Here is a 26387-nt window from a genome sequence, read left to right as displayed (position 1 = left end):
TATGCTATTTTTTACGTAATACATAAACTGGTTCGAACTGACAATACTCATACTCATGTGGATAAAATACTTCCTCAATATGGAAATAGTTATTGAGTAAACGCTCAAATGCATCTTGGGGAGGGCAATAAAACTTGCTATTACATCGTCCAAATGTACCTACAAAATCAAAACTTGGCTTGAACTGATCCAACTGATTGATTCCTAGCTGTTCAATAGTATTTTGCCAACCCATAGCATAGGAATTAGTGTCATAGCAGATAAAGTTTAATCTACTAGCTAAGTCATACTTAGTCCTAATCACTCCCTCTTTATACTCACGCCTAACATCATCTATTGTATTCGTTATAAAGCACTCCTGTGGTTTCACTAATAAATGGCAAATGAATAGGCCATTACTTTTAAGAACACGATTGGCATTAGATAAGAACAAGTCAAATTGAGTCCACTCAACCATATTAATCGCATCATCACCAATGAGGAAGTCACATGAATCATTAGCAATTCCCTCTAAATTAAGCCAATTGGTTACAACAAGTTCCTCATTGGCAGCAATAGATGCTGCACCCATTGTTAGATAGCCCATGGCACGAATGATTAACTCAGATTGATCCGTTAAGGTGACCTTTAAATTTGATTCCTGAAAGAGTGATCTGATTTCTGGTGTTCCACCATAAATTAAAAATGAGTCCTTATTAGAGTTAGATTGAATTAAATCTTTATAATAGGCACAGGTACTAGGTAAAGGCCGCACAGTGTATCCTGCATATTTTTTCCATTCTTCTGCAATTACCTTTTCATTTGAGACAAGCATGTAAGACATCATCCACCTCACGCAGCTTTTTTCATGATCAAGCTATTTAATAATTGGTCATAATATTTTTTGGTCGAATCCAGTCGCATGTAAAAACCCAACCAAAAATCCTGCGTTTTATAAGGCTTACGTGCTAGCTCTGGTATGACGACATGGTTAAGCCACCCACTCGCATGCTGAGCGTCCACTAGTTCGTGTTCGGTGTAATAGGAGTGATCGATATTATGCGAACTAAATATTCTCATAATGCCTTTTATTAATTTGTTATAATGGGGAGGGTCAAGCATCTCTGTTGCCGCAAGCATGCCAAAATACTTAGTTTTATTAAAAGGATAGATAGAAAAGTAATTGAATAAATTAATTCCAGCCACTCCTTCCCAGGACAGGTCTTCTAAAATTTGTTTTCGATCATAGGTTATACCCAAATCGTTTAAAAAATTTTGAAACAATACAGTATGAAATTTCTCAGCACATCCTTGGCCTGCCTCATCCCAAAGGTTTGCCATAATTTCTACCTTTGCTTGAGCAGAAACCCCTATCACTGCTAATGCTAAATAGTCAAAGAATTCCAAATTCATAATTGATTCGCTATAGGCGAATTTTTTGAGGTCCTCAATGCTGGCATCATGCATTAAATAATCAAAGATAGGATGATTAAATACCTCTTGTTTTTGCAACACGCCTCTAACAAGAGACTCATCTTTTACAATTACATTGCAATCATATTTTGTTAAAAAATAGTTCTTTTCATTTGCCATCCATGAAGATTCATATTTTTTAAACTCATGGAATACTTTATTATCTATTGGTTTATCACCAAATAATATTTGATGATAAATTTTATTCATAAACAGATGTATTTTCTTTAATTCTTTTCCATTGTAATTTTGAAAATCTTTTTCTTTTTGGGTTCTTTTATAATATTCATTTTTCAAACTGCTCATAATTACTCCTTAATTCAATTAACAGTGTTAAAATTACTTTTCTGGATATATTGGTTAAAGCTAAATAAGCTCTTTTTTTTAGTTCGTCCATGTCCAGACCTTTTATTAAGAATTTGCGTAATATTTTGCAACACACTGAATGACATGCAGCGTTTGTGCATAATTTAATCGAGGGTCCAATAGATTTTTGTAGTTTTTCTTAAGGTCGCTTATTGATTCACAATGAGATGATTTATAATCCATGCACTCTGTGACATTCTGATGTGTTGCTTCAAGATGGATAGCATTAAGTTGGCTACCCATCTTTCTATGAATAAAAAATGAATTTTTGATTTCCTCAACAATGTTACTTAGTTTTCTAATCTTTATTCCCGAACTTAGAGTTTCAGTATTTCCATGCATGGGATCACAACTCCATAAAACAGTGCGATCTGTTCTTTTCACCGCATCAATTAACTGCGGTAAAATGTGATAGACATTTTGCGCTCCTAATTCAGGAATAAGGGTGATACGTCCAGGAATATAACTTGGATCTAATTCATTGATGACCTTTACAAGGTTCTTGATAGGGGTATCTGGGCCTATTTTCACGGCAATAGGATTTGCAATTTTTTTTAAATGGTTAATATGCTGTAAGCTGCTTACTGTCCTTTTACCAAGCCATGGGAAATGTGTTGAAAGGTTGTAATATAATCCTGTTCGTTCATCCCACCGTGTTAATGATTGTTCGTAATTAAATAAAAAAGCTTCTTGGCTCGTATATATTTTTTGTTCTGGGTTTATTCCTCGATTCCATTGATTAATCTTGCGATAAATAGATGCTGAACAATTATAACTCAACAGTATCCTCCAAGGGTTGGGACGTCGTTGAGTTTCTTGAGACTGATTAATCATGCCACCAAAATATGAATAGATTCTTTTATTCTGGCAAATTTCATACTGATTGCTTCTAGGCTTCGCATATTGCCTTGCAATCCGACCAACCTGGATCACGCTACAGCCAGTTTTCTGATGAAAAAATGTGGCTAAGTGACGAATAAAATCTAATTTTGCATGGGTTGTGTCTTTGTCACACTCATAAAAATTTTCGGCACAGTCACCCGATTGTATTAAAAAATACTCTCCTACCGATGCTCTTGCTATCAATTGACGGAATTTATTAATCTCCTTCAAAGATACCAATGGAGTTTGAGACTGTAGAATATTTTGGATATGTGCCAGTTCATTAGTGGAATGATAGAATGGAATAACTTGACCATTCTGGATTGTACGTTGTTGGACTGATTTAAACATATTTACATTTCCTTGTAACTTAAAGATTTACTAACAAACCTTGATTCAAAATGCTGTTATAAAAACTTCAATTTGAAGATAAGATTAAATCATTTAACTTCATGAACTTATACTGACAATTTGTCTGAACTAATAGTAGAGTAAAGTTATTTTTTTGATTAGAATTGGGACATACTATTTAATTTCTTGTACTAAAATGTTAGCAATAAAAAAAGTTTTTTGGACTGATATCAGGAACATCATGAAAACCATTAATCCGGTTTTTTTTGAACTAGTTGATAAACTCTCTCCAGATAATAAATTTGCAATGTATCTCGTAGATTATGGTTATGGAGATTTGGTTGGTGATGATGATGGGATATTTTTGCCAACTAAAACAGGTCAATATGTTCGTCTTGATTCAGAATATACTCCCCCATCGATTTTAAATGATTTGGCTTATGGTTTGACTAATAGTCCATTAGGCGTTTTTTTTAATAAATCATTTGAATGGTTTTTAAATACCTCCGATGAGCAAATTAACCGGACATTTCCTATATATATTGATCCTCCAGGTACATTTTTTAGTATAGGACATATTATTAATTATGGTTACACAGCAACCCATTTACCAAATGGGGTTCTTTTTGTTACAGCCGGTTCAAAATCCAATTTTATGATTCCCAAAATTGGGTGTGGAATTATGCATTCGCGAATACAAAAGAATCATAATATTACAAAGTCGGCTCCTCGCTCTTATCACGAGCATGCTGATATATTTCAAGATATAGTTAAAGGTAACAGGGATAATAATGGTTGGAGTGCGTCTGTATTATATTTTTCTGAAAATTGGATTGAAAAAATCAGTAAGGACTCCGCATGGCAGGAAGTTAGAGATTATTTTTACAGGATTTCAAACCATCGATCTGAATATGCAGTAAATAGCGATTATTATAATCACGTTTATAGAGTTACCAATAAAAGGAATAATTTAAAATCCAATTTATTAATCTATGAAACAGCACGACATCTTTTTGAGATACTGCTAGGTGCAAAACTTGGTTTTGCGCCTGCAATGGATGATGAATTACTCCCATTATCTATTATTCAAGAAGTTTATTCAGAATGTTATAAGTTAGAATATTTGCCCATTATAGCAATACCTGCATATTATAATTACCGGGATCCTAAACCTGTTTATTATTCTCTTCAGTATCCCTCTCTATGTAGTTATTCACCCAAAGCAAGGAATGCATCGACCACCCTTTCAGATCTTATCGCTTTAATTGATGTTGTTCATAAATATCAAAAGGATTTCACTTTACCGATTCGGGAATGTAAAAATACTATCCTTGAAGAGGTTTCAAAAATAACCAGTTTTAATTTCTATCATCCAGCTACTGAAGAAAATAGCATTATCAAATCACCGGAAATTATCCCTTATCAGGATGAGCGCTTCAGAGGTGAAAAGAGGTTCCCGATTAATGCATCCTTTTTTAAAGGATGCGTTTCGATTTTTTCAAATAGTATTTAATTATTTTTTGACGCTAAATAAAATAAATAGGAAAAAACCAAGTATTCCGGCTAATATCCAACAGGCATTATAACTATAATACTCCATGAGGAAACCTGATAAAACAGGGCCAACAATCAGACCAGAGGAATAAGCACTTCTCCATGCACCAGCAACCATGCCTTTACGCTTATTTCCAGCTGACTCATAGCATCGTACAAAGGAAGTAGGCATAAATAACATTTCTCCTAAAATAAACGTCAAACACGCCATGATTGCACCTCCAATACTATCGACTATCAATAATGCAAATAAGCCTGTACCTAATAATAACCCTCCTATTGCTAATTGATGAGATATTTTCAATGGGGATACTATTTTTGTTATTTTGACCTGAAATAAAGAAACAATAATAGGATCTAACCAGAAAAGTATTGCGGTGATAGTAAAACTTGAAAAAGCTTCATGTAAAAAAAGTGGGTATGCAATTCGTTGCTGGGCATAGATAATTCCAACTATAAATACAGCACTAATAGTTACATAAAGTCGTTTATTATTCCCTTGTTGATTTGTTTCTTTTTCTTCATAAGAGGAGTCTTCTAATGAATTTTGCTTTACATTTAAATATTTCATGGTATTCAGTGCAAAAAGGAAGAAAAATAGACCAATTACTTCAAAAATTTGACCGTAATATTGCGCTGCAAAAAACATAATTAATAATATAGAAAAGCTATTACCAAGGTTTTCACTGACTATTTTCATACTTTGTATAAAGCGAAGGCTATTTTGATCTTGAGGGGCATTTTGTAATAAGAGGGTATTGTTCGTGGTAAGAAAAATACTTGTTGCAAAACCAATTATGAAGACACAACCTGATATAAGCAGAAAACTCATGCTTTGAGGTAAACAAAAAAAGCCTAAACCTAGAAAGAGAAAACTGGCAATTATAATATTTTTATTATTGAGTTTATCTGTTATGTAAGTAGAACATAACGCACCAGCTAATGCTCCAAATCCAACGATAGAACCAACCTGACCAATTTGTAATTTTGTTAAGGGTGTTGATGTTCCTAAATATAATGATAGATAGTATGCAATCCCTCCTGCTACACATTCCAAGAAAGAAAAAAGAAGAAGTAAATAGCAAGTTTTTGATAATTTTGGCAGTAAACTTAATCGATAAGACAGTACAGATAACATATTTTTCCTTAAATAATTAGTAGCTTATTCTATGAGGTTATTTGTTTCAGAATATCTAAATTAGGTTTCCTTTGGGGAAGAGGGGGGATATATAATGTTGAAAGTGTTCCAATGTTTTGATCTTCAATATCATATAATGGGAATTTATGTATTATTGGTTCAACACCTGGGTACATTGACGCCTCATAAAGAATAGATATATGGTCGTCTGGGTAATATTTTTTTAATTTGATTCTTAGTAACTCTAAATGATTACTTTTTTGATTTGGTTTAGGTACAGAGCGATTGCCAATCATACCTGGCTGCCAAATACAAAGGTGTACCGTAGGATCGATAATTTTATCATATAGCAATAATTCTGTTGCCTCTACATGGAAACATCCGAATTGTCCGGGATCAATTTTAAGATCTGCATAGAGGCAATTTTCAACAGAAATACCAGGTAAGACTATTGTTTCAATCGATTTTTTTTGAGCTATAATTATAGACTGTAAGCCAGGATCTGCGAAAACTGTAGGGTGCCCATAAAGTACCACCGTAATAAAATTATGTGTTTCCAGCTCAGTAAGAATTTTATCCCTTATTTTATCATAAGAAATCTGTCGATCATTTTCAGCAAAATATATCGGATCAAGAGATTCTGACAATTTTGAATAACGTTCTATCCATTGTTTAGTAATAGGCTCGTTAACCAAATACAAAACCTTATCTGCACTGGTAGTGTAAGTATTAAATTCAAATGTGAAATGAGATATAGATTTAATACCTGAACCAACTAAAGCTAATTTCTTAATGATAAATCCTTTTACTATCTAACTACCCTAGACATATCAGCAAATTGTTCAGAACTATTAGATAAAGTCATCCTTATTTTTTGATTATTTTTAGCCTTAATCATATCAAGCAGGCCAATCGATTGAAGAATGATATCTTTGTTACTGGAAAAGATTGCTTGTTTAGCCAAGCTTTCGAATTTAATCAAGATGCTCATAATATTCACTCTTATATGCCCTCTATAAAAGAGTATAAGTGATATAGAATGAAAAAACCATATGAAATAGATCCCTCGGAAAAATCAATAGATTGATATCATTACGTATAATCAAGAAACGCTCAATATAAATTACTATTTGGATATTCTTCACTTCTATTTGTCAATTAAAGAAATTTAATCTTGGTTTAAGGGTAATGCGTCATCTTGAACTTTAATTTTATTACTCATGAACTGCTCCTTGTGGTCGAATTGCTACTAGTGTTGCGGATGGTTGGACACCCATACACTTTAAAAAATAATCGGTAATTTGTGGCATTGGCTTTCTCAACCGATCAACATCGGTAACGATGTACCCCGCAGTGATATCACCGTTCATTTTATGGTTCATCAAACGCTTCAAAGCATAAGCCGAGGTATCCAGCCCCTCGGCAATAGTGATAAGAGTTCGTCTTAAATCATGATCCGTAAAATGAATGCCTGAGAGTTTGGTCACATTGGCCATTTGCTTACGTGGTTCAATGATATGACCTGCTGCTCTTGTGCCTGGAAAAATATACTCATTAATCCTCTTTTGATTGCGGAGTCAAGGAGTTAGATTGCTATAACCAGATTATAGTGCCACTACCTTTGGAGTAGAACCGGCTTGCAGCTTAGCTCATCGGTCTCTTCATCGTTTGGCCTGAGAGCGGTTTTATTCACAGGCTGGAAGAGTTTGGTATAATGTTCTTTATGTTCTTGGTCTTTCGAGAGCGCAGACTCTTGTGAAAGCTCATGCGTACAAACCTTCTCTTGTGTTTTTTCCACAGTGCCCATCTCTTCGATGTCATACGGGTTGTCCAGATTCGCATCAATAAGTGATACATATCTATCATTTGAGAGAACTTCTTTTAAAAGCGCATTGTTTTTATTAACTTTTCTATAAAACTGTATCGCTGACTTTGATAGGCTTACAGAAAATACAGCCAAAGATATACCGAGCAATATGGGGCCAATTGGCCAGGCAGCGATTCCCCAAAACAGGCCTGACACCCCAACAATAAGGCTTGTAAGAGAAGTGCCAAGGTCAATAAATCTCTCCAGACTACGGGTGTGCTTGCGATGGCATACGATGTCGTAAAGTCTAGCTGGCCCCTCTTGTTTAGCAAAGGCTAATTTCTTGTCAAGTTGGTAAAGCTTAAAAACTAGCAGCACTCGTGCTTGCTTATCGTCGAGCCGCGTGTTGAGAAGTTTTTCGTACTTGGCTTGTCGCTTTTCTTTAATACTTTCCACATATTGTTCAGGGTTATCTTTATACTGATTTATGAGTGCACTTTCCTTACGCACGTCCGAATAAAGGTAGTATGACGAATTAAGTATGCCAAACCCCATAATGCCTATACCAAGATATACCCACATCGCGGGGAATAACGTTCCCAGATAGATGAGTGGTATAGCCCCTGCTGCAGCTGCAATGAGAATACCAGCCGACATCACACGACTTAATTTAGAGGCTGTTGGATCAAGTATTCTTGCAATAGTACTGCTTACAAAACCAATGACTGAAAAGAGCACTCCCAGAATGCCCAGGGCAATGCCCGCGCTTTCCGTAAGTACAATGATGCGTGTCATGTACTGCAGAATGCTCGACAGAGAGTTTGTGGCGAGCCCCGTGCTGCGCAAGTAGACAAAGGCTGAATTATTGTTCTGTAGGTTCTTCTTGATTTCTTTGCTCATCTGGCAGAACTGCAATAAATATAAAAAATGTTCATTATATAAGGTCTATCTTAAGAGAACTTTAACAACCCTGGATATCGATAGCTCGATGATCGACTTTTTATATGTTGACAGTGTATAGCTAGTGTAGCTCTGATACAAGCGCAGCCATACTCCCGGATTTCGTTCCACTTCATCAGAGCTACGCTTGCTAGCTGAATTACATAAGCAACATGAATAAAGCCATTCCTATCATCATTAAATTTTCAGTGAGAGAAATAAATCCTAAAGGTACGTTACTATCACCTCCCACACAGGCACATTTAAGCTCACGCTTGTCGATATAAACGGCTTTAAAAACAGAAAGAGCACCTACAGTTCCAATAAATAAGGCAATTGGAATAGAAAGCCAATTTAACGCTCCTGCAATCATTAATATCCCTGCTAAAGCTTCAGCAAATGGGTAAATGTAGCTGTAAGGAACCCAGCGTTTGGCCAGGAGGTCATAGTTTAAAAACATGGTTGAGAAGCTTTCGATATTCTGGAGCTTTAATAAAGCAAGAACTGCCATGCTAAATGCAATAAACCAGCTTAAAGCATGTGGTGTAAAAGGATTGGCAAAGCGAGTATAACTCACTGCCATCGCCATTAAAGCGGTAATCGCAAACAGTACGATGACGGGGCGATAACTTTTTTCTTTTGGATCTCTTACTTTCTTTCCAAAGTAACGCCGTAAATCGTCATAACCCCCTATACGCTCATCGTTGATAAAAGTCTGAGGTGTGGTTTTCACATTGTGTTTATCCTTAAACGCCTCGACCTGTTCACGGGTTGTTAGCCAATTATCTTCTACCTCATAGCCTTGACGTCTTAATAAATCTCTAGCTTTGAGACCATAAGGGCAAACATGATGTTCTATCACCATGCGATACAAAACTGCTTTTTTAATTGAAGTATGATTCATTTCTATCCCCTATGATTAATGGTCTATAAATAGTAATATAGAGTACGTACTATAGTACGGAGTCAAGTAATGAATAATAAAAAAATTGGTGAATTTGCTAAATTATGTGGAGTTGGCATTGAAACCGTGCGTTATTATCAACGCCAGGGACTGCTTCATGTTCCGTTGCTTAACAAAGAACTTGGAGCTGAAAAAATAAGGCGTTATGGTGACGATGATATAAGTCGCTTAAAGTTTATCCTTTTAGCCAAAAAAGCAGGCTTTACTTTAAAAGAAATAAAAGAACTATTGGAGTTTGATGCTAAAAATGATCGAGAGCGCGTAAGAGATATGGCTGAAAGGCGTATTGAAAAACTTAATTTAAAAATTAATGAATTAACCGAAGCTCGGAATAGACTTTCACTCTTAGTAACAAAATGTATAGAAACCAGCTCTTCACCTTGCCCCATACTTATGACCTTTGAGAAAAGTTAAACCCATAAAAATAGAAAGCCATTAAATTATTGATAATTTCCAAAATTTCTTCATGAGAAGCTTTTGCTATTACGTTACTCACCAGCTGTCAATTTTCATCTCGGCTCATTTTGGAGGTGTCGTTATATTCTTTAAATTAACCGGCATCCATTGTATATGAATTATTAGCGAATGATAAAGAAGATATTTACTCGCACTGTTTTATTTAAATTAATATTAAAAATCTGGTAATACAATTGCTTGGTCTGGGATAGTTCGAACTTGCTGCTCGTCTACGAGTTTTTCGGTTCAATAATCAATAAATTACCATCACGCGTCACTACTCCCAACATAATTGCGTTAATCAATCTATGGATGGATACGGTGTAATAATTATCACCTGAAACCGGATTCTTTTTGTAAGGATCAGCGACCACTACTAAGCGATGTTTTTGGTTGTATCCGCACAGTACAACAAAATGTCCGCACGGTAGGCCGCGAATAGGATCACTCCTCGATTTGCCTTCATTGTTGAATAATTCACGACTGCAGTTATACAGATAGGTTGAACTAAGCCCTGTCAATATGGGAATCTGCCTGGCAAAATATTCCTTTAAAATTTCTGCAGTTAGGCATCGAAAATAGATAGCGCCCCCTAAAGTCAGAAAATCAAGTGCTGCATGTGTTCCGCGGGCAAGATACTGGTTACGCTTATACCTCATTTGTTGCATGAGCATTTCTCTCAGAACGTCGGTATTTGATGAACCATCGCTATTAAACCATGTCGGGTCATACAATTGTAAATTATTGACATAAAGGGTGACTTTAAATCCCAATTGCAAGGCATGTTTACCAAGCATGGGCGCTATTGTTCCACCAGATAAAAAGCTCTCTACCTGGTTTGCCACCTCTTCATAACTGATATCCAAGCCATAATATTGATATATGGCATGTAAACAGGTTGGCCCGCAAGATTCATCATCAGGTTGGGAATTTATTTTAAAATCAATCATTATAATATCCAACTGGAGATCAATTTTATGTCTTTTTGATTTAAATTTAGGCTTATCTTGGTTTTATGTCAATGAATCACCTCCTGTTTTTCAAATATTCGATCCACCAAACTGCTTGAATTAGCAAGCAAACGCAAAAATTGGTTATTTCAAATCGGGAGATACCGTGTCTTCAGCATAACTTTTTAGTGATTGCCAAGCATAATTGGAGACCATGCCATGCTCTTGATTATTTAACCGCATAGCATAAATATCCATAGTAACGGCTACATAATCCCTGGTATTTAACTGAACCAAAGAGCCCTCTGCCAACTCCTTTTCAACCAGATGATCCGGTAAACGGCCAATACCCATACCCGATAAAATCAGTTGTTTACGAATATACATATCACCCACTAACCATTTGGGCATAGAATGACTTAATGGCTCAATCTTGAGTTGATATAATTCCTGTTGCGTGCCAGCTATCATAATTTGCATACAGTATATTCCCAGCTTGGGATTATTTATTCTTTCTTTATGCTGGTCATAATAGTCCCTGCTCGCAACAGGAATCATTCGTATGGAAGGCATACGCAAATATTCTATCTGTGGAGAACGAATATGGCTTGCAGCTATACATAAATGGCACTCTCTTCTTTCCAGGCGCTCAAGACATCGAACAAAAGTATTGTTACTTAGTGAAAAACAAGTTTCGGGATATTGTCTTATGAAAGATTGAATAAGCGGAGCATATCCTGGCAATGGTAAAGCAATATCGAGATCTATAGAAAATTGTGTTTCTACTCCGGATCTCAATGTTTCAGCACTATTTTCCAGTTGCATAAATTGAGCGACCACTTCTCTTGCTTTTTGATAAAAAGCTTTACCTTTCGCAGTGAGTTGAGGTCGGTATACTTTTCTATCAAACAGTTCGAAGCCCAGGCTGGACTCCAATTTTTTTATGGCATTAGTTATTGCCGGCTGTGAACGATGCATCTTCTCTCCAGCAGCAATAAATCCACCAGATTCGACAATTGTAATAAATACCTGGATTTGTGAAAAATTTATCATAACTAAAAATTATCAAGATAATTATAAAATAATATTTTAATTATATGATCTTTATAGTTATGGTAAACCCTTGGAATTGATTTTAATACTGACTGGAGGCTTCATGATAAGAGAATACATGGATAAGAGAAACAACCAATTTACTACCGAAATTTTAAATTATTTTAGTGACCTAAAAAAATTTTCGACGAGTTATCTTGAATGGATAACCATGGAGCATTATCAGTTTTCGTTAAATAATACTCGTTTTTTAATGAATTCTCATATCCAAACCAAGTCGCTTTCTGATCCCGGAGTTTCTGAAGAGTTACTCGCTAACTATAACGAAGAAAAAAATCATGCTCAAATGTATCGGCATGCACTAAAAAAAATCGGCCTGGATGTAACAAACAGGATTCCGTATGTGGCAACCAGACAGTTTTTTATGCGCCTTGAAGCCTTGATTGTGATTAACGCATCCAAAACCCTTGGCGTTATGTACGCTACTGAAACAGCTGCAATATTTGAGCATATTTTATTTAAAGAAATAAGCGCCGAGCTTTGTCAAAGAAAAGGTTTGGATTTTGAGAATTCTCGCATCAAGCAATTCCATGATTTACACCTGGATGGAGTAGAACAGGCGCATAAAGATGAGTTAGGCAAGTTTATGGATCATACGCTTGCTGAAGAGCACGTTGATCCCAATATTTTTCTCCAGGAAAAAGAAATAATGGATGGCGCGTATGCGGCGATCGATATAATGGAAGATTGGTGGTCCGGTTTAATTAACGCAAAAGCACACCTTTTGGAACAAGCTCATGCTTAACAAACTTATGTGGCTAACTGGCAAGGCGCAAGAAGACTGGATAGAGAAAATTCTACATTTACGACAAAAGATTTGGCCTGATTATCAACGCATCAAAAATGACACTCTTTTTAAGCTCTATAGTCATTATCCTTTATACCAATGGCTATCTCACTATAATGGTGAGGTAGTAGCTGTTATTAATTCTTTGCCAGTAGCGCTTGATCAATCACTCGATAATTTGCCACAAGAAGGATTAAATTGGGTCCTGTCTCATCTGGAATCTACAACACCCTTAACCCAATCAAATTATCTTGCTGCTGTATCAGTGACAGTGAATCCGGCTTACCAAAGACTTGGTTTAAGCAAACTCTTATTAAATCGGTTAAAAGCCAGTGCACAGGAGGCTCAATATAAAGCACTAATAGTGCCAGCCAGACCTAGCCAAAAAGAAAACTACCCGCTTATTTCCCTAGAGGATTATTTGAAGTGGAAAAGAGTGGATAATACTATTTTTGATCCTTGGTTAAGAGTTCATGCACAACTGGGAGGAAAAATAGCTTATCCATGCCAGCGATCACGCGTGATCACAGCGAATGTTGCTCAGTGGGAACAATGGCTCGGTCATCCATTGCTTCAAACAGGTCAATATCTTGTTAAAGGCGGATTAAATCCTATAACTATCAATAAAGAAAAGGATATTGGAATATACATTGAGCCAAATGTTTGGGTTATTCATGATTTGTAATTGATTTTTGCCATCTCTCATTTAGATAAACTAAATGACCGAATTAAAAACTTTTTTTAACAAAGAGATTGGGATTTTTCGTAAGTCCTGATAAATTCTCATCTTAGGCAAAACAAGGAAACCAAATGTCAAATTTTCGATACAGCCAGGGAAAAAAACTACGCGAAGCGTTAATGAATGAAAAACCATTGCAAGTTGTAGGAACAATTAATGCCTATACCGCTTTGCAAGCCAAAAGAGCAGGATTTCATGCAATTTATCTTTCAGGAGCAGGAGTAGCTAACGCCTCTTACGGCTTACCAGACTTGGGCATTACCACATTAAATGATGTACTCGAAGACGTACGGCGCATTATGAGTGCCGTTGATTTACCCCTCCTGGTCGATATTGATACAGGATGGGGTGGAGCCTTTAGTATCGCACGGACTATCAAAGAAATGATTAAAGCTGAGGCAGCAGCGGTACATATTGAAGATCAGGTTCAAGCGAAACGATGTGGTCATCGCCCGGGTAAGGCATTGGTTGAAAAAGAAGAAATGATAGATCGTATTAAGGCCGCTGTGGATGCGAAAACTGATCCTGATTTTGTTATTATGGCAAGAACTGATGCCCTGGCGAATGAAGGATTAAATAAGGCGCTGGAGCGAATTAGTGCTTATATTGAAGCCGGGGCAGATATGATTTTCTTCGAAGGAGTACGTAAACTTGAGGAATATCAGGCGCTAACTGAGCAATGTAATGTTCCGGTATTGGCCAATATCACTGAATTTGGAGTTACTCCATTATTTACGCTGGAAGAATTAGAGGAAGTAGGAGTTAGCCTGGCTCTTTATCCTTTAAGTGCATTTCGGGCAATGAGTGCCGCTGCAGAAAAAGTTTACGACACAATCCGCAAAAACGGCAGCCAAAACGATATTCTGGCAGAGATGCAAACTCGCGAAGAGTTGTATCAGGTATTAAATTACCATTTTTACGAAGACAAGCTTAATGAACTCTTTATGAAAGAAAAAACGACGTGAATATCAATTAATTATCAGAACTAATCTGAGAAAATAAGGTTTTATATGCCCGGATAGAGGATTATCTGCCGAAATTGATGTTTATAAACAACAGATTAACTCTCTATCCAGACAGGCATTCAAAAGCAATCCATTTAAAATTTGATAAAGTTATTGCAAAAGAAAAGCAATTCTATTTATAGTTTTGGGATAAGTGATTTGTTGAAACAGATATGTGGCTTGACTACCTCCATAATATTAATTCCGATCCAAACCTTTTATATCTTTTTATAAGAACTTTTATTATCTACGTTTTCGCAATTTTTATCATCCGTGTTGGCAATACCCGATTCAATTTTGAAACAGCATTTGATTATATTTTTGTATTTGTCATTGGCGCCGTGTTAAGTCGTGCAATTAATGGCAACTCTACTTTAATATCTGCAATGGCTGGGAGCAGTTTACTTATTTTTTTACATTGGATCTTTGCTCTTTGTTCCTTTTATTCCCACGGATTTGGAAAACTGGTTAAAGGGAAATCGGTGCTATTAATACAAGATGGGCAGCTCATTTGGAGTGCTTTGAAAAGACATCAAGTGACTGAAGAAGATTTGAGGCAGGTTTTCAGAGAAAAATTAAATGCAAGTGATTTGACAACAGTGAAAGAAGCTCGTTTGGAGCGAACGGGGCGTATCAGTTTTATTACCTACAAATAATTTTGTAACAAGAGCGAATTCTGGCGATTACTTTTTTCGTAAATCCCGACTGTTTCATTGGATAGAAATTGTATCTTGAAAATTAAGAATACTCTTCTATTCTTTATGTAAAGAATTCTTTTTATGAAAATTAACTAAAAATACCAACGTAATTATTTGATTTTTATATGGCTCGTTTAACAACCTGCGTGCCTCCAATTGTCCAAGACATACAGCAGCAAGTAAAAAACGGGCGTTTAAAATTCAAATGAATTATAAGTATAAAGGAGGAGTTATGTTTAACTTAAAAAGGAATTTAATCAAGTTAGGGGCTCTCAGTATCAGCATTGCTCTATTAGCTGCATGCCATACTGTCAAGGGGACTGTAACAGGAGCTAAACAAGATATTAAAGCAACTGGAAAAGCAATATCAAGAACCATGCAATAAGACGAAAACAATGTTGGATTATTTTAATCCAACATTGTTCAGATTTAATAAAAATCTCTGTTATATTTTCAATGGAACAAAAAAGGCCATTATCAAAACAATAATCAATAAAACTCCAAAACTTATACCGATATATTTCAATTGAATGTTTAATGGTAAGCTTCCCATTTCGTGGGTGTGTCCATGAATGACTTTCGAACCAATTCTTTTAGCTTGTGCCTGTAGATGCTCTTCATGACCTCCATGATGATGGGTCATATGCCCTTCGATTTGTTCGTCCCCCTCTGGCAAAGTCATACATCCATGCTTTAATTTTTTCTTAACCAACCAGTTATTAATTGGAAAAGCCAGAAAACCACCGACTACAGTAGCCATTCCCATAATAAACCAAAATTGCAAATGTGCCGGGTTGCGTCCATAGTCTAATGTGTTCATTAAAATCATCATCACAGGAATCATACCCATCATCACAAAATTCATAGATATGGTTTCTGCAAAAAATGTTTTCCTTAAAGCTTCTCCATAGCTTGAATACATACTTCTCATCATTCCAGCCTGAAAAATAACCCAACCAAAGAAAAAGGCTGAAATATACTCGAGAATAAGCTCTACACCATTGCTTAAATCAATAAAAGATAAAAAAATTGCCGCGAAGATGATCCCTGTCGCATCACCAGCCAGACAATGAACTTCGGAATTAACCGCCTGTTTCCATTGCGCTTTGGTATATAAAGCATGCAATCCTTTACCTGGGCTTCTGCAAGTCAAAAAATAAAAAAACAAGCCTAAAGGGCCGGTATAAGCCACGACCAATACCCATCCTAGTTTTTGCACCCAATCAATTGGCATCTCCCTCACATCATAAGCAATAAAAGCCAAAGAGAGCATCAGTAAAATAAACCATAAAACCATAATTCCATCGATCATTGCGGTTCCTTTTCTCTGATCTTCTTGTTTATTCTAGAATACATCCGTCTTTTTTTCTTGCCTTTATAAAAAACGATTGGCAACAACTTTCCAAAGAAGCCCCAGGAAAAGTAAACTGATTCCCGTTATCCATACTCCAATTGGAACCCAAAACGCCAGGAAAAGGCAGGACAGTAAGCCTCCGATAGCAAACAGAGGTGGATACAATTGCTCCTCTTTAGGCAAATGCAAGGCAGCGAGGTTAGTAATTGCGTAATAGATTAAAACTGTAAACGCACTGAAAGTCCATGTTGTTTCAACACTTCCAGTCAATACCAGAGCAATAATTACAACTCCAACTCCAATGACAGCGGAAACAGGAACATGCCTTGTTTCTGATACATAGCAAAACATCTTCGGTAAATCGCCTTTTCTACCCATAGCTAAAGCCACACGAGATAACCCAAGTATTAAATTGAGTAATACCCCTAACATGGCCGTGCATGCCCCAATGGAGACCAGAACACTCAATCCGGGGATACCAATGGCTCGTGCCGCGCTCTCTAAAGGAGTTGCGTTTGTTTCAGTCACTTGGGCCAGTTTTTCAACCCCTACAGCTCCAATAGCAACAAGACCCACCAGAATATAAAGTACGGCGCTCACCATCAGAGTGATAATAATCGCTGCAGGAATAAATTTTCCTGGATTTTTAACCTCTTCCGCTAATGTTGCAATTCTCCCATAACCGGTATAAGCCACAAACATTAAAGCAGTGGCATAAAAAAAATGACTTAATCCTTCTTGTTTTGAAACAGGAAAGAAGGGCCTCAGATTAGCAGTTCCCCTTTGCATGAAATCAGGTAATCCGCTTATTATAAAAACGGTTAAGGTTATTAATGTAATCATTACAATAATAATATTCACTGTATTTGTTCTTCTGAGTCCACTTAAGACTAAAAGTATTAGTGTGATAGACACTGCTAAAGCGATAGGTATGACAGGCACTGTCTCTAAACCTGACAGGTGAATAAAATAACCGGCAAAGCCAAGCGCGGCCGTTGCAGCGGAAGCACTCTTCGCGCATAAAAACATCCAACCGGCAGTGAAACCAAAAGCAGGATGTAAATAACGATATCCGTATTCATAAGTACCTCCACTAACAGCATGATTTGCGGCAAGTTGAGCGCTGGAAAACGCATTACAGGTAGCAACAAGTGCTGCCAAAGCAATAGCAAGAATGACGGATGGTCCTGTGACACCCGCCGCAATTCCGATGCTGACAAAAACACCCGTCCCGACAATAGAGCCGAGCCCCATCATCGTAGCGCCAAATAGACTGAGTTCACGCTTCAAAGGCTTATGTTTAATATCCATATCCATCGTTTTATTTCCTATCAATAAATACTTTTACTGTTTTAACAGGTATTCACAATTAACGTGTCAAGAGTATTGGTTTTTTTAATATGGCCAATCGATAATTGCCTACTTTATTAAAACCAATTGCCTGGTAAGCTCGTACGGCAGCTTGATTATTAGTAAATAATACCGCTCGACTCACTCCACTTTTTTGGGCTGCACTAAGACTAAGCGCAACAACTGTTCGAGCATATCCTCGCCCCCGCAACGTAACTGGTGTCCATACCGGTCCAACCTGGACAATATCTGATAATCTTGCGTTAAAACTGCATAGCGAGACAGGGGTGCCGTTCTCCTCTAAAACCCAACGATCATTGCCTTCGAGAGTACTTTTCACTTCACTCTCTACTTGCTCTTTTAAAATCGAACTGTCTTCTTCAGCACCTAAGGCTTCGATTTGATAAGCTCTAAGCCATTCATATAATAAACATTTATCACAGTCTTTGGCGACTTTCAGTTGATATCTGTCTTGATTACCTGGCATTGCTAGATTCTGTAAATTAAGTGCGTATAGCCCATCCGGGTAATTCACGGCATAATCTACATGCTCCAGCTGGAGTTGTTTCATGACAACATCGGCTTGCTGATCTTCGCCGAGAATACCTGCAATTTCTCGGGTAGCGGCTTTTTGAAAAGTGCCCACTAGTGCTGTTAAAACATTGAAATCAGGGCACTGCACAATGACATTGCCGTTCCAATAATGGGCTAATACACCGCTTATCTTTTTGTTGGTATCAAATGCAGCAAAATAATCCCCATGAAAAGGCTTATCATGATAAGACAACCCGGAATGATAGAGATTGCTGCGTAAAAACATACTCTCATCAGCATGAGATTTTAAAAAAGTTTCCAAGGTGGATTCATCACCTAATCTTAATTTCCTGATATTTATCATTTGCTTTCTATGGTATGGTTTTGATCATAGCTCCTGCTAGCCTGCTCTAATTTATCTATGTTATTGCTGCAAATATAGTCTTTTAATAAGTTAAATTTGGCTTCGCTCCAGGAATAAATACCTAAGGCCAGAATTCGTTCAATCACGTTTTCTGCAAATCTTTTTTTGACTGGTTTCGCAGGATTTCCAGCAACAATGCTGTAGGGCTCCACATCTTTGGTTACAATACTGCTTGCAGCCACTATTGCTCCTTCGCCAATAGTAACGCCTGGCATAATAACAGCACGCATGCCAAGCCAGACACCATCCTTAATAATAGTATCGCCTTTGCCTTGATAAGCCTCTACGTATTTATCTGCAAATGGATACAAACAAAACCAGTCCGCTCGGTGATTATGGTTTCCACCTAACAGAATTATCACTTCAGCAGCAATACAAACATAATCACCAATATATAATTGATCAATCTGCCATTGTGGTTGCCAGGTTTGTAAACTGTATTCATCTCCATAAAGATACCGAACGACGGTTTCCTCAAAACTACCAGTCCAGGCATCGCTATAATAACTGTGTTTACCCTTGATATGGATGTTTGGATTTTTTACGCTTTGGTGTAGATATTCGATTTTAGACCAGTGTTTTTTATCAGTAGGTTTCATGTCTTGCTCATTTAGGAATTTAAATGAGCTCATTGTATATTATTATGATTATAACTTTCTAATGTTTCATTATGTGTGGGCTCTATGCAATCAATAAGATGAGAGAAATCATTTGAATATCCCTTGCGCATCACTTGCGAAACTGAGCCAGCAAAATCTTCCATTATCAAGAACAAGGACCTGCTTTCAATCTATTCATTAACTCATTGAGAAAGAAGAAGACTTGATATACCGCCAGCTTTCGTTGTTTCTAATAGGAATCATTTGATGGCCCTGGAGGAAAGTACTAACATCCTTGATGGCTGCATCACCTTGGTCGATGGTAATTCCAGGAATTTTTGCAAGTTGATTAAGCAAATAATCTGCCGGATATTCTTGGGTTGTCCCTGCCAGCCTTGAAGTCCAAATTGCCAGATTATGTTCTGGATAGTAATACCAAACAAAAGGATGGGTGTCACAAAAGATATCTGTAAAACAAATTTCCTTTACCGTTGTTTTATTTATAGAAGTACCTGCAGGAAATACGCTGAATATTTTTTCCGCTTTTTCTTCGTTATTTTTTTTATTTTTTTTTGCAAAGAAAGGAAAACAGTTCATTATCTATTCCTTGTTCTGGCACCTCAATTCCTGTCAGTCAGATAAACATAACACATCTGGGACAACTACTACAATTGATCACCTGTCTGAACTATAATCACCAAGCCATGAGCAATAAAACGGTTCATTTGTAAACAAACCGGAACTCTCTTTCCTGGTTTGAACGATACTTAAAATTCAATCTATTTTCTTAATCAAGGATAAGATTTATGAAATCAACAAATAACATGCAAAAAAAAGAGACTGATAAACCAACTTCGGAACAAGAACAAAAGAAGGAAGTGAGAAGAAATAATGCCCCCGATTTTATTCCTGGTGCATCACCTTATTATAATCTTTATTGTTTTTTTTATAAACTTTGCCATGGTGAAGACACATCCAGACAACATCAACCGGCTACTTCTTTTCAGCATGGGAAATAAATTTCTTTTTAACATAACTAGAAGCTACCAAAATTTGATAACAATCTATGTATAGGGAATCATTAGTTATGGTTCCCTAAAATAAGTTTTTAAAAACTGGCTATATTTTTAACTAAAGCCTACATGCTAAGGTAATTAATAAAATTCAACTATTCCAAAAATTACTGCAACTCCTATCGTAATTAGGGGGAATTTGAAATAGACAAATTGTAGCCTGCCCAAAAAATGGATTAATTTATTTATTAATAAGAGATTTTTGAATTCAGACCAATTTGTTTTTGTTTGGACTCCGAGGGTTAGTTTATTGATATCATCTTTATTCCAAAGGGGTTCTGTTTGGGTATGAAATAAATAGTCCCATAGCGTTAGTCCTGCAGCATAATTTCTTCTACATTCATCTTGCGTATGATGCATCACATGATATCTCGGAGTAATAATTATTCGAGATAGTGCTTGCTCAAGTTTAGCATTCAAAGCAATGTTGCTGTGTCCCCAGAATACAAGTATCGCTTGAATAAAATCGGAGACTAATATGACAAAGAAATAAGGACCCAAAAGGATAATCAAAACTATTTTTAAAGCATTGAATAAAATATATTCAACAGGATGAAATCTAAAACTCGTTGTTACGTTAAGCGATTTGTCGGAATGATGTATTTTATGAAAATGCCATAAGAAAGTTGCATGACTTAGGCGATGAAATAAGTACACGTACAAATCATATATTATAAACCATAAAATAAAGACAAGCCCAAAAGGTACCTTCAGCAAGTTAAATAATCCTATTTGGTAATACTCACAATAGGCCGCTGTAGTTAAGGTGCTTAATGGAAGGGCAACTATAATGTTAACGATTCCCAAATACCAATTGCTGACTCTTCGCCTTCTAACCCCTGCTTTACCCAAACGATGAAAACTAAAGAAATATTCAAGAACTACCATCAAACCAATTAGCGAAAAAAATAAAAAAGCTCTGGTAATGGCATAAAAATCTAAATCTAGAGAATCCATAACAAGACCTTAATAAATTTAGTTAAACACAAAGAAATACAAATCACCCTCTTGGTGCTTATTCCTTAGCTTATTAAGTTATGTTAATTGTCTTGGCTAGAACAGTGTGTTTATATAACCACTATGCGCATAATTATAGCACAAAAAGCTAATAATATTGAGGCAACAGGAAGTGAAAATAGTAAATTTTTAACACTATCTGTACTTGTTTAACTATCTACATTACAATCTCGCACTCAGGTTATTTTTGAATAGCCTGAATAACGTCAGTTTTATGTATGTAATGCAGTTGTATTTTTATAAGGATAATAATCTATGAAACGAGTACATCATCACCCTGCAACACACTCTCACCCATCAAATGCTACTGTACAAGTCAGCCAGGGACAAACCACTGTCGTTGTTAATCCGAACCCTCCTCATTTTCCAGGGCAATTGCCTATGTACCATCCCAATAGTTTTTTTACAACTCATCATCATTCACCCTATTACGCATCCCAGAATCAACATTATCACCAACAACCAGCACCCAATACTCATCAACACCCATAAATGGTGGTAACTGTTAATAAACAGACTATTGCTCTTTAAGAATTTAGAGTGAACAATAAGTAATAACTGGCATTCTCTGGTTATTACTTATTTTGCTCCCACTTTTTTGACAAAGCACTTTATAGAAAGATCAGTTTCTATTATTCTGGAAAAACTAAACAATCAAATGGACTGCCATGGTTAGCTATTTATTTTCAGAAGTACATTTCACCCATGCCCTAAAGAAAGTACTTGGAATTAGCGTTTTGGTTGGTGTTTACAGCGCCATTATTTATTTTTGGTTTGAGCAAGATAACTTGCATTCCAGTAACTGGCTATCCTATTCGCAAAGCGTATTTGGCATCATTTTAGGTTTGCTTTTGGTTTTTAGAAGCAATCGGGCTTATGAACGTTGGTGGGAAGCGAGAACCCTGTGGGGTCAATTAGTCAATGCCAGTCGTAATTTAGCAATAAAAATCAGGATATTGTTATCACCCAATGCCGATGAAGCTAAAAAATTCTCTGAACTCATCAATACGTTTTGTGAAGTATTGGCCATCCATTTGAGGCAAAAAAGTACTCGGGATGATTTTAAAAAATTTTTAAAAATGGTGAGTCTTCCCAATCATGTGCCGTCTTATGTTGCACAAGAACTGTATCGTGAGCTTTCTGAGAAGACCAAAGCATCGAAAAGATTGAATCTATGGTTATTGGATAACGAATTTAGCAAATTTATGGATATTTGCGGCGGTTGCGAGCGTATTAAAAATACATTTATCTCGCTTTCATTTCGGGTTTTTGTAAAGCATGTATTCATTATTTTTATCCTTTTTTTACCTTGCAGCCTAATCGATACGCTTGGAGTTTGGGCAATACCTGCTACCATTATTATTACCTATTTAATCATCGCCATAGAGGGAATTGCTCGAAATTTAGAAGAACCATTTGGTTTAACAGAAGATCACTTAAACCTTAGTGCAATAACAGAAAGTATTAGAGAAAGCGTCAATGAAGTCTTGCTAGGACAGAAATCTAATGAAGAATCCAATTCAATTTAGTATGGATTATAATTAATAAAAGTTTTTCTACTTAAATAACAGGGAGTCATTATAATGGAATGTAAATGCAATCAATGTGGTATGGGCGTAAAAAATTTAACCTGCAGTAAATGTGACGCATTGTTGGTTAGTGGCACCATAGTCAAAAATGATGGGAATAAAGTTCAAGTAGCAAAATGCCCCAACGGATGCGGTCAAATCAAATCACCTGTTTGCTGCGGCCACGACATGGCGTGCTCAGTTTGATTATTTAAAATCAGTTAAGGATAGGAAACCTCAAATAACTGCAATTGAGGTCTTATCCATAACTGAGATTAAGTGTCTTTTGTGATTTCATCTGAAGGGTGTACTTTAAAACCTATTAGCACTGTGTTTACGTTTGGCTTATAGCTCCCTCTCAACGTATCTTCGGATAAAGGTTCCATTTGAACCCCGGTAACACTGTTATATTGTGTGAATTGATAGGTTAAAAGTAAGTCTATATTGCGAGTTAGCTTTGTTATTGAACCCGCCTTAATACTTATCCCGGTCAGCCATTCATTCAAACTATCACTGACCCCTACGTTTCCAGCAGTATTACTAAAAGCAATATTAAATCGACTCGATGACACGCCTGGACCTACAAAAAATTGAACCATGTTATTTAAATGATAGGTGGGTAACAAAAATAACGAATAACCTACTTTTAACTGCTCTTCTGCATACACATCCTCATTAAAATACCATTCGGTAATTCTGTGTTTTGCCTTACCTGTAAACAAGTCTATATTTGCCTCAACTGCAGCAGATATTTTTGGGGCAAGAGAAAAATCATAACCTGCAATCAATTGTCCATGAAAATCAGTATAAGCACTATTGAAACTGGAAGTTGTTGGCACAGGATCTTCCAGCGGGTAGACCAGATTTTTATTGATTTTAACAGCATTGATTCCCAAATTAATTCCTGAATACAAACTGGCATGAGATTCCAGTGATAAAGTACAAAAAATTAAAAAAAATATGGAATATCTATTCATATTGAGCCCTTTTTATAAAATACTGGGGATAGTAATTGCATTTGAAGTTCTGCTAACACCGTTTTCATCCGTTGCGGTAATAGTCACATTACGCACTCTTTTCGGTGTATTAATATTCTCAATGATAAATCGTCGATTATTTGCATCAAATCTTACTGTTGCACCAGGAGGCAATCCATTCACCGTATACACATCATTGCCAGTTGGAATGCAATTCGCATAGAGAATAAAAGCCTTAGAAGTATCCATAGGATTTCGATCAGCGCGCGTTAACTCTGGTGGTCGAGGTGGAACTGGAATAATTGTCAAATTGTTTTTGGAAACATTAAAAAAAGTCCCATTTGATGCCTGCACCATAATTCTTGCTGTTGACGAATTCAGATTAGGAACACAGATTACCTCACTTCCTGTATTGTCGACATTTGATAAGAGGGTAAAAGGAAAAGTTTGCCCTCCATCTATTGATAATAGAATGTTTACAAATCGGGCATTTATTGGAGGAAGGTTAGTATTGGCTACGTCCCAAGTAACTGTCCTTGGTGAGATACCAGTCCAGGTAATACCTGACTCGGTGGGATTTGTCACTACAAAAGGTCCAGCCTTACTTTCTACAGATAAGGTAGTATCTGTATAAGCATTGCAAGAACCTCCGGGAGTATTCCTGCGTACGGTTACCCTGAACTTCAAGGTGCGGGAGACTGAAGGTAAAACTTCCCAGGTAAAGGGGCCATTATTAGCCAAAGCATTTAAATTGGGAAAATAACGTGTCCCCGATACTTGAGGAGAGAAACTTCTAAAATTTGGTCCAACTCTTGAGGTGCTGACAGGAGGCTGCTGTGATGCTTCATTATTCTGTTGCTCCCATGCAAAAGTTAATGCCTCATTACCTCCACTTTTAGTTGCTGTAGCAGTTAGAGCAAAAGGCGTTTGTGCTGGTATTTTAACCCCACCATTCGTTCCTTGAATTACCGGAGCAGAGGGTATTGATGTCTTTACAGGACAAGTATGTGTTGCATCAGAAACAAAATTCCCCATTTCTTGCAAACTAATACCATTAAAATAGGGATCAGAATCATCTTGGACATTAGGGTCGCAAATTCCCGCATAGCTCATAATCGTACTGCCGCTTCCAGGCTCTACAGCAGTAGGGTTATTTCTTTGACAATTATTATTTTGTACATGATTCGCACCAAATTGATGTCCTATTTCATGGGCAACATAACCGACATCAAATGGGTCTCCAACAGGATTACTTTGCCCAGTTACACCCATTGCTTTTTCACCGTTTATACACACGCTTGGAGTTTGAGCCAATCCACTACCAGCGGCGTCAACCACATGACCTATATCGTAATTAGCTGCTCCAATCTCTTTATCGATATTTGCCTGATTTTCACCAATCATTTTATCAGGATCGCCGCTGGTATAGGGCTGGTTATTCGGGTCTGTGTAAATAATCAAATTGTTATTAGCAATAATTTGCATGGTGATTGCCATATCGATTTCATAGATACCGTTGACCCTGTTGACAGTAGTTGCCTCCGCAGCAAGTGCTTGAGGTACTGTACCCCCATGAAATTGGGTATATTGTGCCGTTGCCGCCAATGCAAGACGATATTTTTTTAATACACAGGGATTAAAATCAGTGAAATCTCTTTTTGAAGCCGCATTTATAAGAGGTTGATTTTGATTTTTCACACCGCACTTCATTTTTTTGGAAGTAATGAAATCTTTTTTGTAATAAATCATGTAGTACTGCGTATTACCCTTTATTAAAGGATCAATAAAGACTGTATCTCTACCTGGACTTAAGATCATGGCATGAAAACCTTGAGGTGTCAGATCAAACTTTACTAATTCCCCTGGATTATCAATCCCATAGGCATCATATGTTTTAATTTCTGGAAATTTTGTACTTAATTCGGGAGCTAAAGTGCTGTTTTCCATCACTTGATAACGTTTTACAGTTCCATCCGGCTGAGGAAGTTCAAGTTGAAGGGGTATGCCTGTGCTTATACCATCGCGATGAGGCGCATTTTCCAATTCTGCGTAAAGCTGGTTAACATCGATATCAACAACACGATATCGGCTTGCCTGGATATTCGCTTTTCCTTCTGAAATTGCTATGGAAGAATTAACTTCCTTAAAAAATTGAGTGACAACCTTCTCTTGTGCTAAAGCAAGTGAACAAAGCAGCATGAGGAATGCTGTAAGAAACGTCCTTATCATTGTAAAACCCATCAAATTGAGTAAAATCAATTATTATTAGAACAGTAAATCCAATTAAAATT

The 26387-nt window shown here is 36.7% G+C and carries 28 protein-coding genes and 1 pseudogene; 10 read left to right on the top strand and 19 right to left on the bottom strand.

What is annotated here, in order from left to right; genetic code table 11:
- Positions 1-4: 4 nt before the first annotated feature.
- The 3 genes from LPG_RS00340 to LPG_RS00330 all read right to left on the bottom strand — a co-directional run bounded on the left by LPG_RS00340 (position 5) and on the right by LPG_RS00330 (position 3051).
- Positions 5-826, bottom strand: coding sequence for a class I SAM-dependent methyltransferase (locus LPG_RS00340; RefSeq protein WP_010945827.1), 822 nt, complete (start codon positions 824-826; stop codon positions 5-7).
- Between the two features lie 5 nt (positions 827-831).
- Positions 832-1758, bottom strand: a complete 927-nt coding sequence (locus LPG_RS00335; RefSeq protein WP_010945826.1) for an iron-containing redox enzyme family protein — start codon at positions 1756-1758, stop codon at positions 832-834.
- Between the two features lie 105 nt (positions 1759-1863).
- A complete protein-coding gene (locus LPG_RS00330) occupies positions 1864-3051 on the bottom strand; it encodes a 3-deoxy-7-phosphoheptulonate synthase (protein WP_010945825.1) in 1188 nt (395 codons plus the stop codon).
- Positions 3052-3292: 241 nt separating this feature from the next.
- On the opposite strand from LPG_RS00330, the gene LPG_RS00325 reads away from it, so the two are divergent.
- A complete protein-coding gene (locus tag LPG_RS00325) occupies positions 3293-4564 on the top strand; it encodes a hypothetical protein (RefSeq protein ID WP_015444962.1) in 1272 nt (423 codons plus the stop codon).
- On the opposite strand, the gene LPG_RS00320 is transcribed toward LPG_RS00325, so the two are convergent.
- The 6 genes and pseudogenes from LPG_RS00320 to LPG_RS00295 all read right to left on the bottom strand — a co-directional run bounded on the left by LPG_RS00320 (position 4565) and on the right by LPG_RS00295 (position 9393).
- Complete coding sequence (locus LPG_RS00320; RefSeq protein WP_010945823.1) at positions 4565-5743, bottom strand: MFS transporter; 1179 nt, start codon at positions 5741-5743, stop codon at positions 4565-4567.
- 29 nt (positions 5744-5772) lie between these two features.
- Positions 5773-6537 carry an SAM-dependent methyltransferase gene (locus LPG_RS00315; protein WP_072363793.1) on the bottom strand — a complete coding sequence of 255 codons (765 nt, stop codon included), beginning with the start codon at positions 6535-6537 and terminating at the stop codon, positions 5773-5775.
- 14 nt (positions 6538-6551) lie between these two features.
- Positions 6552-6734 (bottom strand): hypothetical protein, encoded by a 183-nt coding sequence (locus LPG_RS00310; protein WP_015444964.1) that lies wholly within the window; start codon positions 6732-6734, stop codon positions 6552-6554.
- Positions 6735-6957: 223 nt separating this feature from the next.
- A pseudogene (locus LPG_RS00305) lies at positions 6958-7317 on the bottom strand (integrase); the annotation flags it as partial.
- Positions 7318-7358: 41 nt separating this feature from the next.
- Positions 7359-8450: a lpg0059 family Dot/Icm T4SS effector gene (gene ceg2, locus LPG_RS00300; protein ID WP_016356705.1), complete on the bottom strand. Its 1092-nt coding sequence runs from the start codon at positions 8448-8450 to the stop codon at positions 7359-7361.
- Positions 8451-8649: 199 nt separating this feature from the next.
- A complete protein-coding gene (locus LPG_RS00295) occupies positions 8650-9393 on the bottom strand; it encodes a glutaredoxin family protein (RefSeq protein WP_010945820.1) in 744 nt (247 codons plus the stop codon).
- Between the two features lie 69 nt (positions 9394-9462).
- Between LPG_RS00295 and LPG_RS00290 the strand changes: the two genes are divergently transcribed.
- Positions 9463-9867, top strand: a complete 405-nt coding sequence (locus LPG_RS00290) for a MerR family transcriptional regulator (protein WP_010945819.1) — start codon at positions 9463-9465, stop codon at positions 9865-9867.
- Between the two features lie 272 nt (positions 9868-10139).
- Here LPG_RS00290 and LPG_RS00285 read toward each other — a convergent pair whose 3' ends face one another.
- Both LPG_RS00285 and LPG_RS00280 read right to left on the bottom strand, forming a co-directional pair.
- A complete protein-coding gene (locus LPG_RS00285) occupies positions 10140-10859 on the bottom strand; it encodes a C39 family peptidase (RefSeq protein WP_016356704.1) in 720 nt (239 codons plus the stop codon).
- A gap of 144 nt (positions 10860-11003) precedes the next feature.
- On the bottom strand, positions 11004-11912 hold the full coding sequence (locus LPG_RS00280) for a LysR family transcriptional regulator (protein ID WP_010945817.1): 909 nt from the start codon (positions 11910-11912) through the stop codon (positions 11004-11006).
- Between the two features lie 103 nt (positions 11913-12015).
- Between LPG_RS00280 and LPG_RS00275 the strand changes: the two genes are divergently transcribed.
- The 5 genes from LPG_RS00275 (at position 12016) to LPG_RS15200 (ending at position 15585) form a co-directional block, all read left to right on the top strand.
- Positions 12016-12717 carry a DUF3865 domain-containing protein gene (locus LPG_RS00275; RefSeq protein ID WP_016356703.1) on the top strand — a complete coding sequence of 234 codons (702 nt, stop codon included), beginning with the start codon at positions 12016-12018 and terminating at the stop codon, positions 12715-12717.
- On the top strand, positions 12710-13444 hold the full coding sequence (locus LPG_RS00270) for a GNAT family N-acetyltransferase (protein ID WP_010945815.1): 735 nt from the start codon (positions 12710-12712) through the stop codon (positions 13442-13444). The genes LPG_RS00275 and LPG_RS00270 overlap by 8 nt, the downstream gene beginning before the upstream one ends.
- A gap of 125 nt (positions 13445-13569) precedes the next feature.
- Positions 13570-14463, top strand: a complete 894-nt coding sequence (prpB, locus tag LPG_RS00265; RefSeq protein WP_010945814.1) for a methylisocitrate lyase — start codon at positions 13570-13572, stop codon at positions 14461-14463.
- A 212-nt stretch (positions 14464-14675) separates the two neighbouring features.
- Positions 14676-15158 (top strand): DUF421 domain-containing protein, encoded by a 483-nt coding sequence (locus LPG_RS00260; protein ID WP_010945813.1) that lies wholly within the window; start codon positions 14676-14678, stop codon positions 15156-15158.
- A gap of 274 nt (positions 15159-15432) precedes the next feature.
- Positions 15433-15585: a hypothetical protein gene (locus tag LPG_RS15200; protein WP_162839583.1), complete on the top strand. Its 153-nt coding sequence runs from the start codon at positions 15433-15435 to the stop codon at positions 15583-15585.
- A 60-nt stretch (positions 15586-15645) separates the two neighbouring features.
- On the opposite strand, the gene LPG_RS00255 is transcribed toward LPG_RS15200, so the two are convergent.
- The 5 genes from LPG_RS00255 to LPG_RS00235 all read right to left on the bottom strand — a co-directional run bounded on the left by LPG_RS00255 (position 15646) and on the right by LPG_RS00235 (position 20058).
- Entirely contained in the window at positions 15646-16512 is an 867-nt protein-coding gene (locus LPG_RS00255) for a DUF4396 domain-containing protein (RefSeq protein WP_010945812.1), read from the bottom strand.
- A 63-nt stretch (positions 16513-16575) separates the two neighbouring features.
- Positions 16576-17871 (bottom strand): APC family permease, encoded by a 1296-nt coding sequence (locus tag LPG_RS00250; protein ID WP_016356701.1) that lies wholly within the window; start codon positions 17869-17871, stop codon positions 16576-16578.
- A 52-nt stretch (positions 17872-17923) separates the two neighbouring features.
- Positions 17924-18802 (bottom strand): GNAT family N-acetyltransferase, encoded by an 879-nt coding sequence (locus tag LPG_RS00245; RefSeq protein ID WP_010945810.1) that lies wholly within the window; start codon positions 18800-18802, stop codon positions 17924-17926.
- The gene (locus LPG_RS00240; protein WP_025862423.1) at positions 18799-19461 is read right to left on the bottom strand and encodes a CatB-related O-acetyltransferase; all 663 of its coding nucleotides are present in this window, start codon (positions 19459-19461) and stop codon (positions 18799-18801) included. The genes LPG_RS00245 and LPG_RS00240 overlap by 4 nt, the downstream gene beginning before the upstream one ends.
- 198 nt (positions 19462-19659) lie before the next feature.
- Positions 19660-20058: a hypothetical protein gene (locus tag LPG_RS00235; RefSeq protein ID WP_010945808.1), complete on the bottom strand. Its 399-nt coding sequence runs from the start codon at positions 20056-20058 to the stop codon at positions 19660-19662.
- A 209-nt stretch (positions 20059-20267) separates the two neighbouring features.
- Here LPG_RS00235 and LPG_RS00230 point away from each other — a divergent pair, with 209 nt between their 5' ends.
- Positions 20268-20480, top strand: coding sequence for a lpg0045 family Dot/Icm T4SS effector (locus LPG_RS00230; protein ID WP_010945807.1), 213 nt, complete (start codon positions 20268-20270; stop codon positions 20478-20480).
- Positions 20481-20615: 135 nt separating this feature from the next.
- Here LPG_RS00230 and LPG_RS00225 read toward each other — a convergent pair whose 3' ends face one another.
- Positions 20616-21491 (bottom strand): sterol desaturase family protein, encoded by an 876-nt coding sequence (locus tag LPG_RS00225; protein ID WP_010945806.1) that lies wholly within the window; start codon positions 21489-21491, stop codon positions 20616-20618.
- 315 nt (positions 21492-21806) lie between these two features.
- On the opposite strand from LPG_RS00225, the gene LPG_RS00220 reads away from it, so the two are divergent.
- Together LPG_RS00220 and LPG_RS00215 are read left to right on the top strand one after the other, a co-directional pair.
- On the top strand, positions 21807-22043 hold the full coding sequence (locus tag LPG_RS00220; protein WP_014326579.1) for a hypothetical protein: 237 nt from the start codon (positions 21807-21809) through the stop codon (positions 22041-22043).
- A gap of 176 nt (positions 22044-22219) precedes the next feature.
- Positions 22220-23080: a bestrophin family protein gene (locus tag LPG_RS00215; protein WP_010945805.1), complete on the top strand. Its 861-nt coding sequence runs from the start codon at positions 22220-22222 to the stop codon at positions 23078-23080.
- Between the two features lie 314 nt (positions 23081-23394).
- Here the strand turns inward: LPG_RS00215 and LPG_RS00205 are convergent, their stop codons facing one another.
- A complete protein-coding gene (locus LPG_RS00205; RefSeq protein WP_010945804.1) occupies positions 23395-24096 on the bottom strand; it encodes an outer membrane beta-barrel protein in 702 nt (233 codons plus the stop codon).
- Between the two features lie 12 nt (positions 24097-24108).
- Positions 24109-26325: a reprolysin-like metallopeptidase gene (locus tag LPG_RS00200; RefSeq protein WP_016356699.1), complete on the bottom strand. Its 2217-nt coding sequence runs from the start codon at positions 26323-26325 to the stop codon at positions 24109-24111.
- Positions 26326-26387: the final 62 nt, after the last annotated feature.

This window comes from Legionella pneumophila subsp. pneumophila str. Philadelphia 1 (assembly GCF_000008485.1).
GTDB classification, from domain to species: domain Bacteria; phylum Pseudomonadota; class Gammaproteobacteria; order Legionellales; family Legionellaceae; genus Legionella; species Legionella pneumophila.
This window is presented reverse-complemented; position numbering and strand designations above follow the sequence as displayed.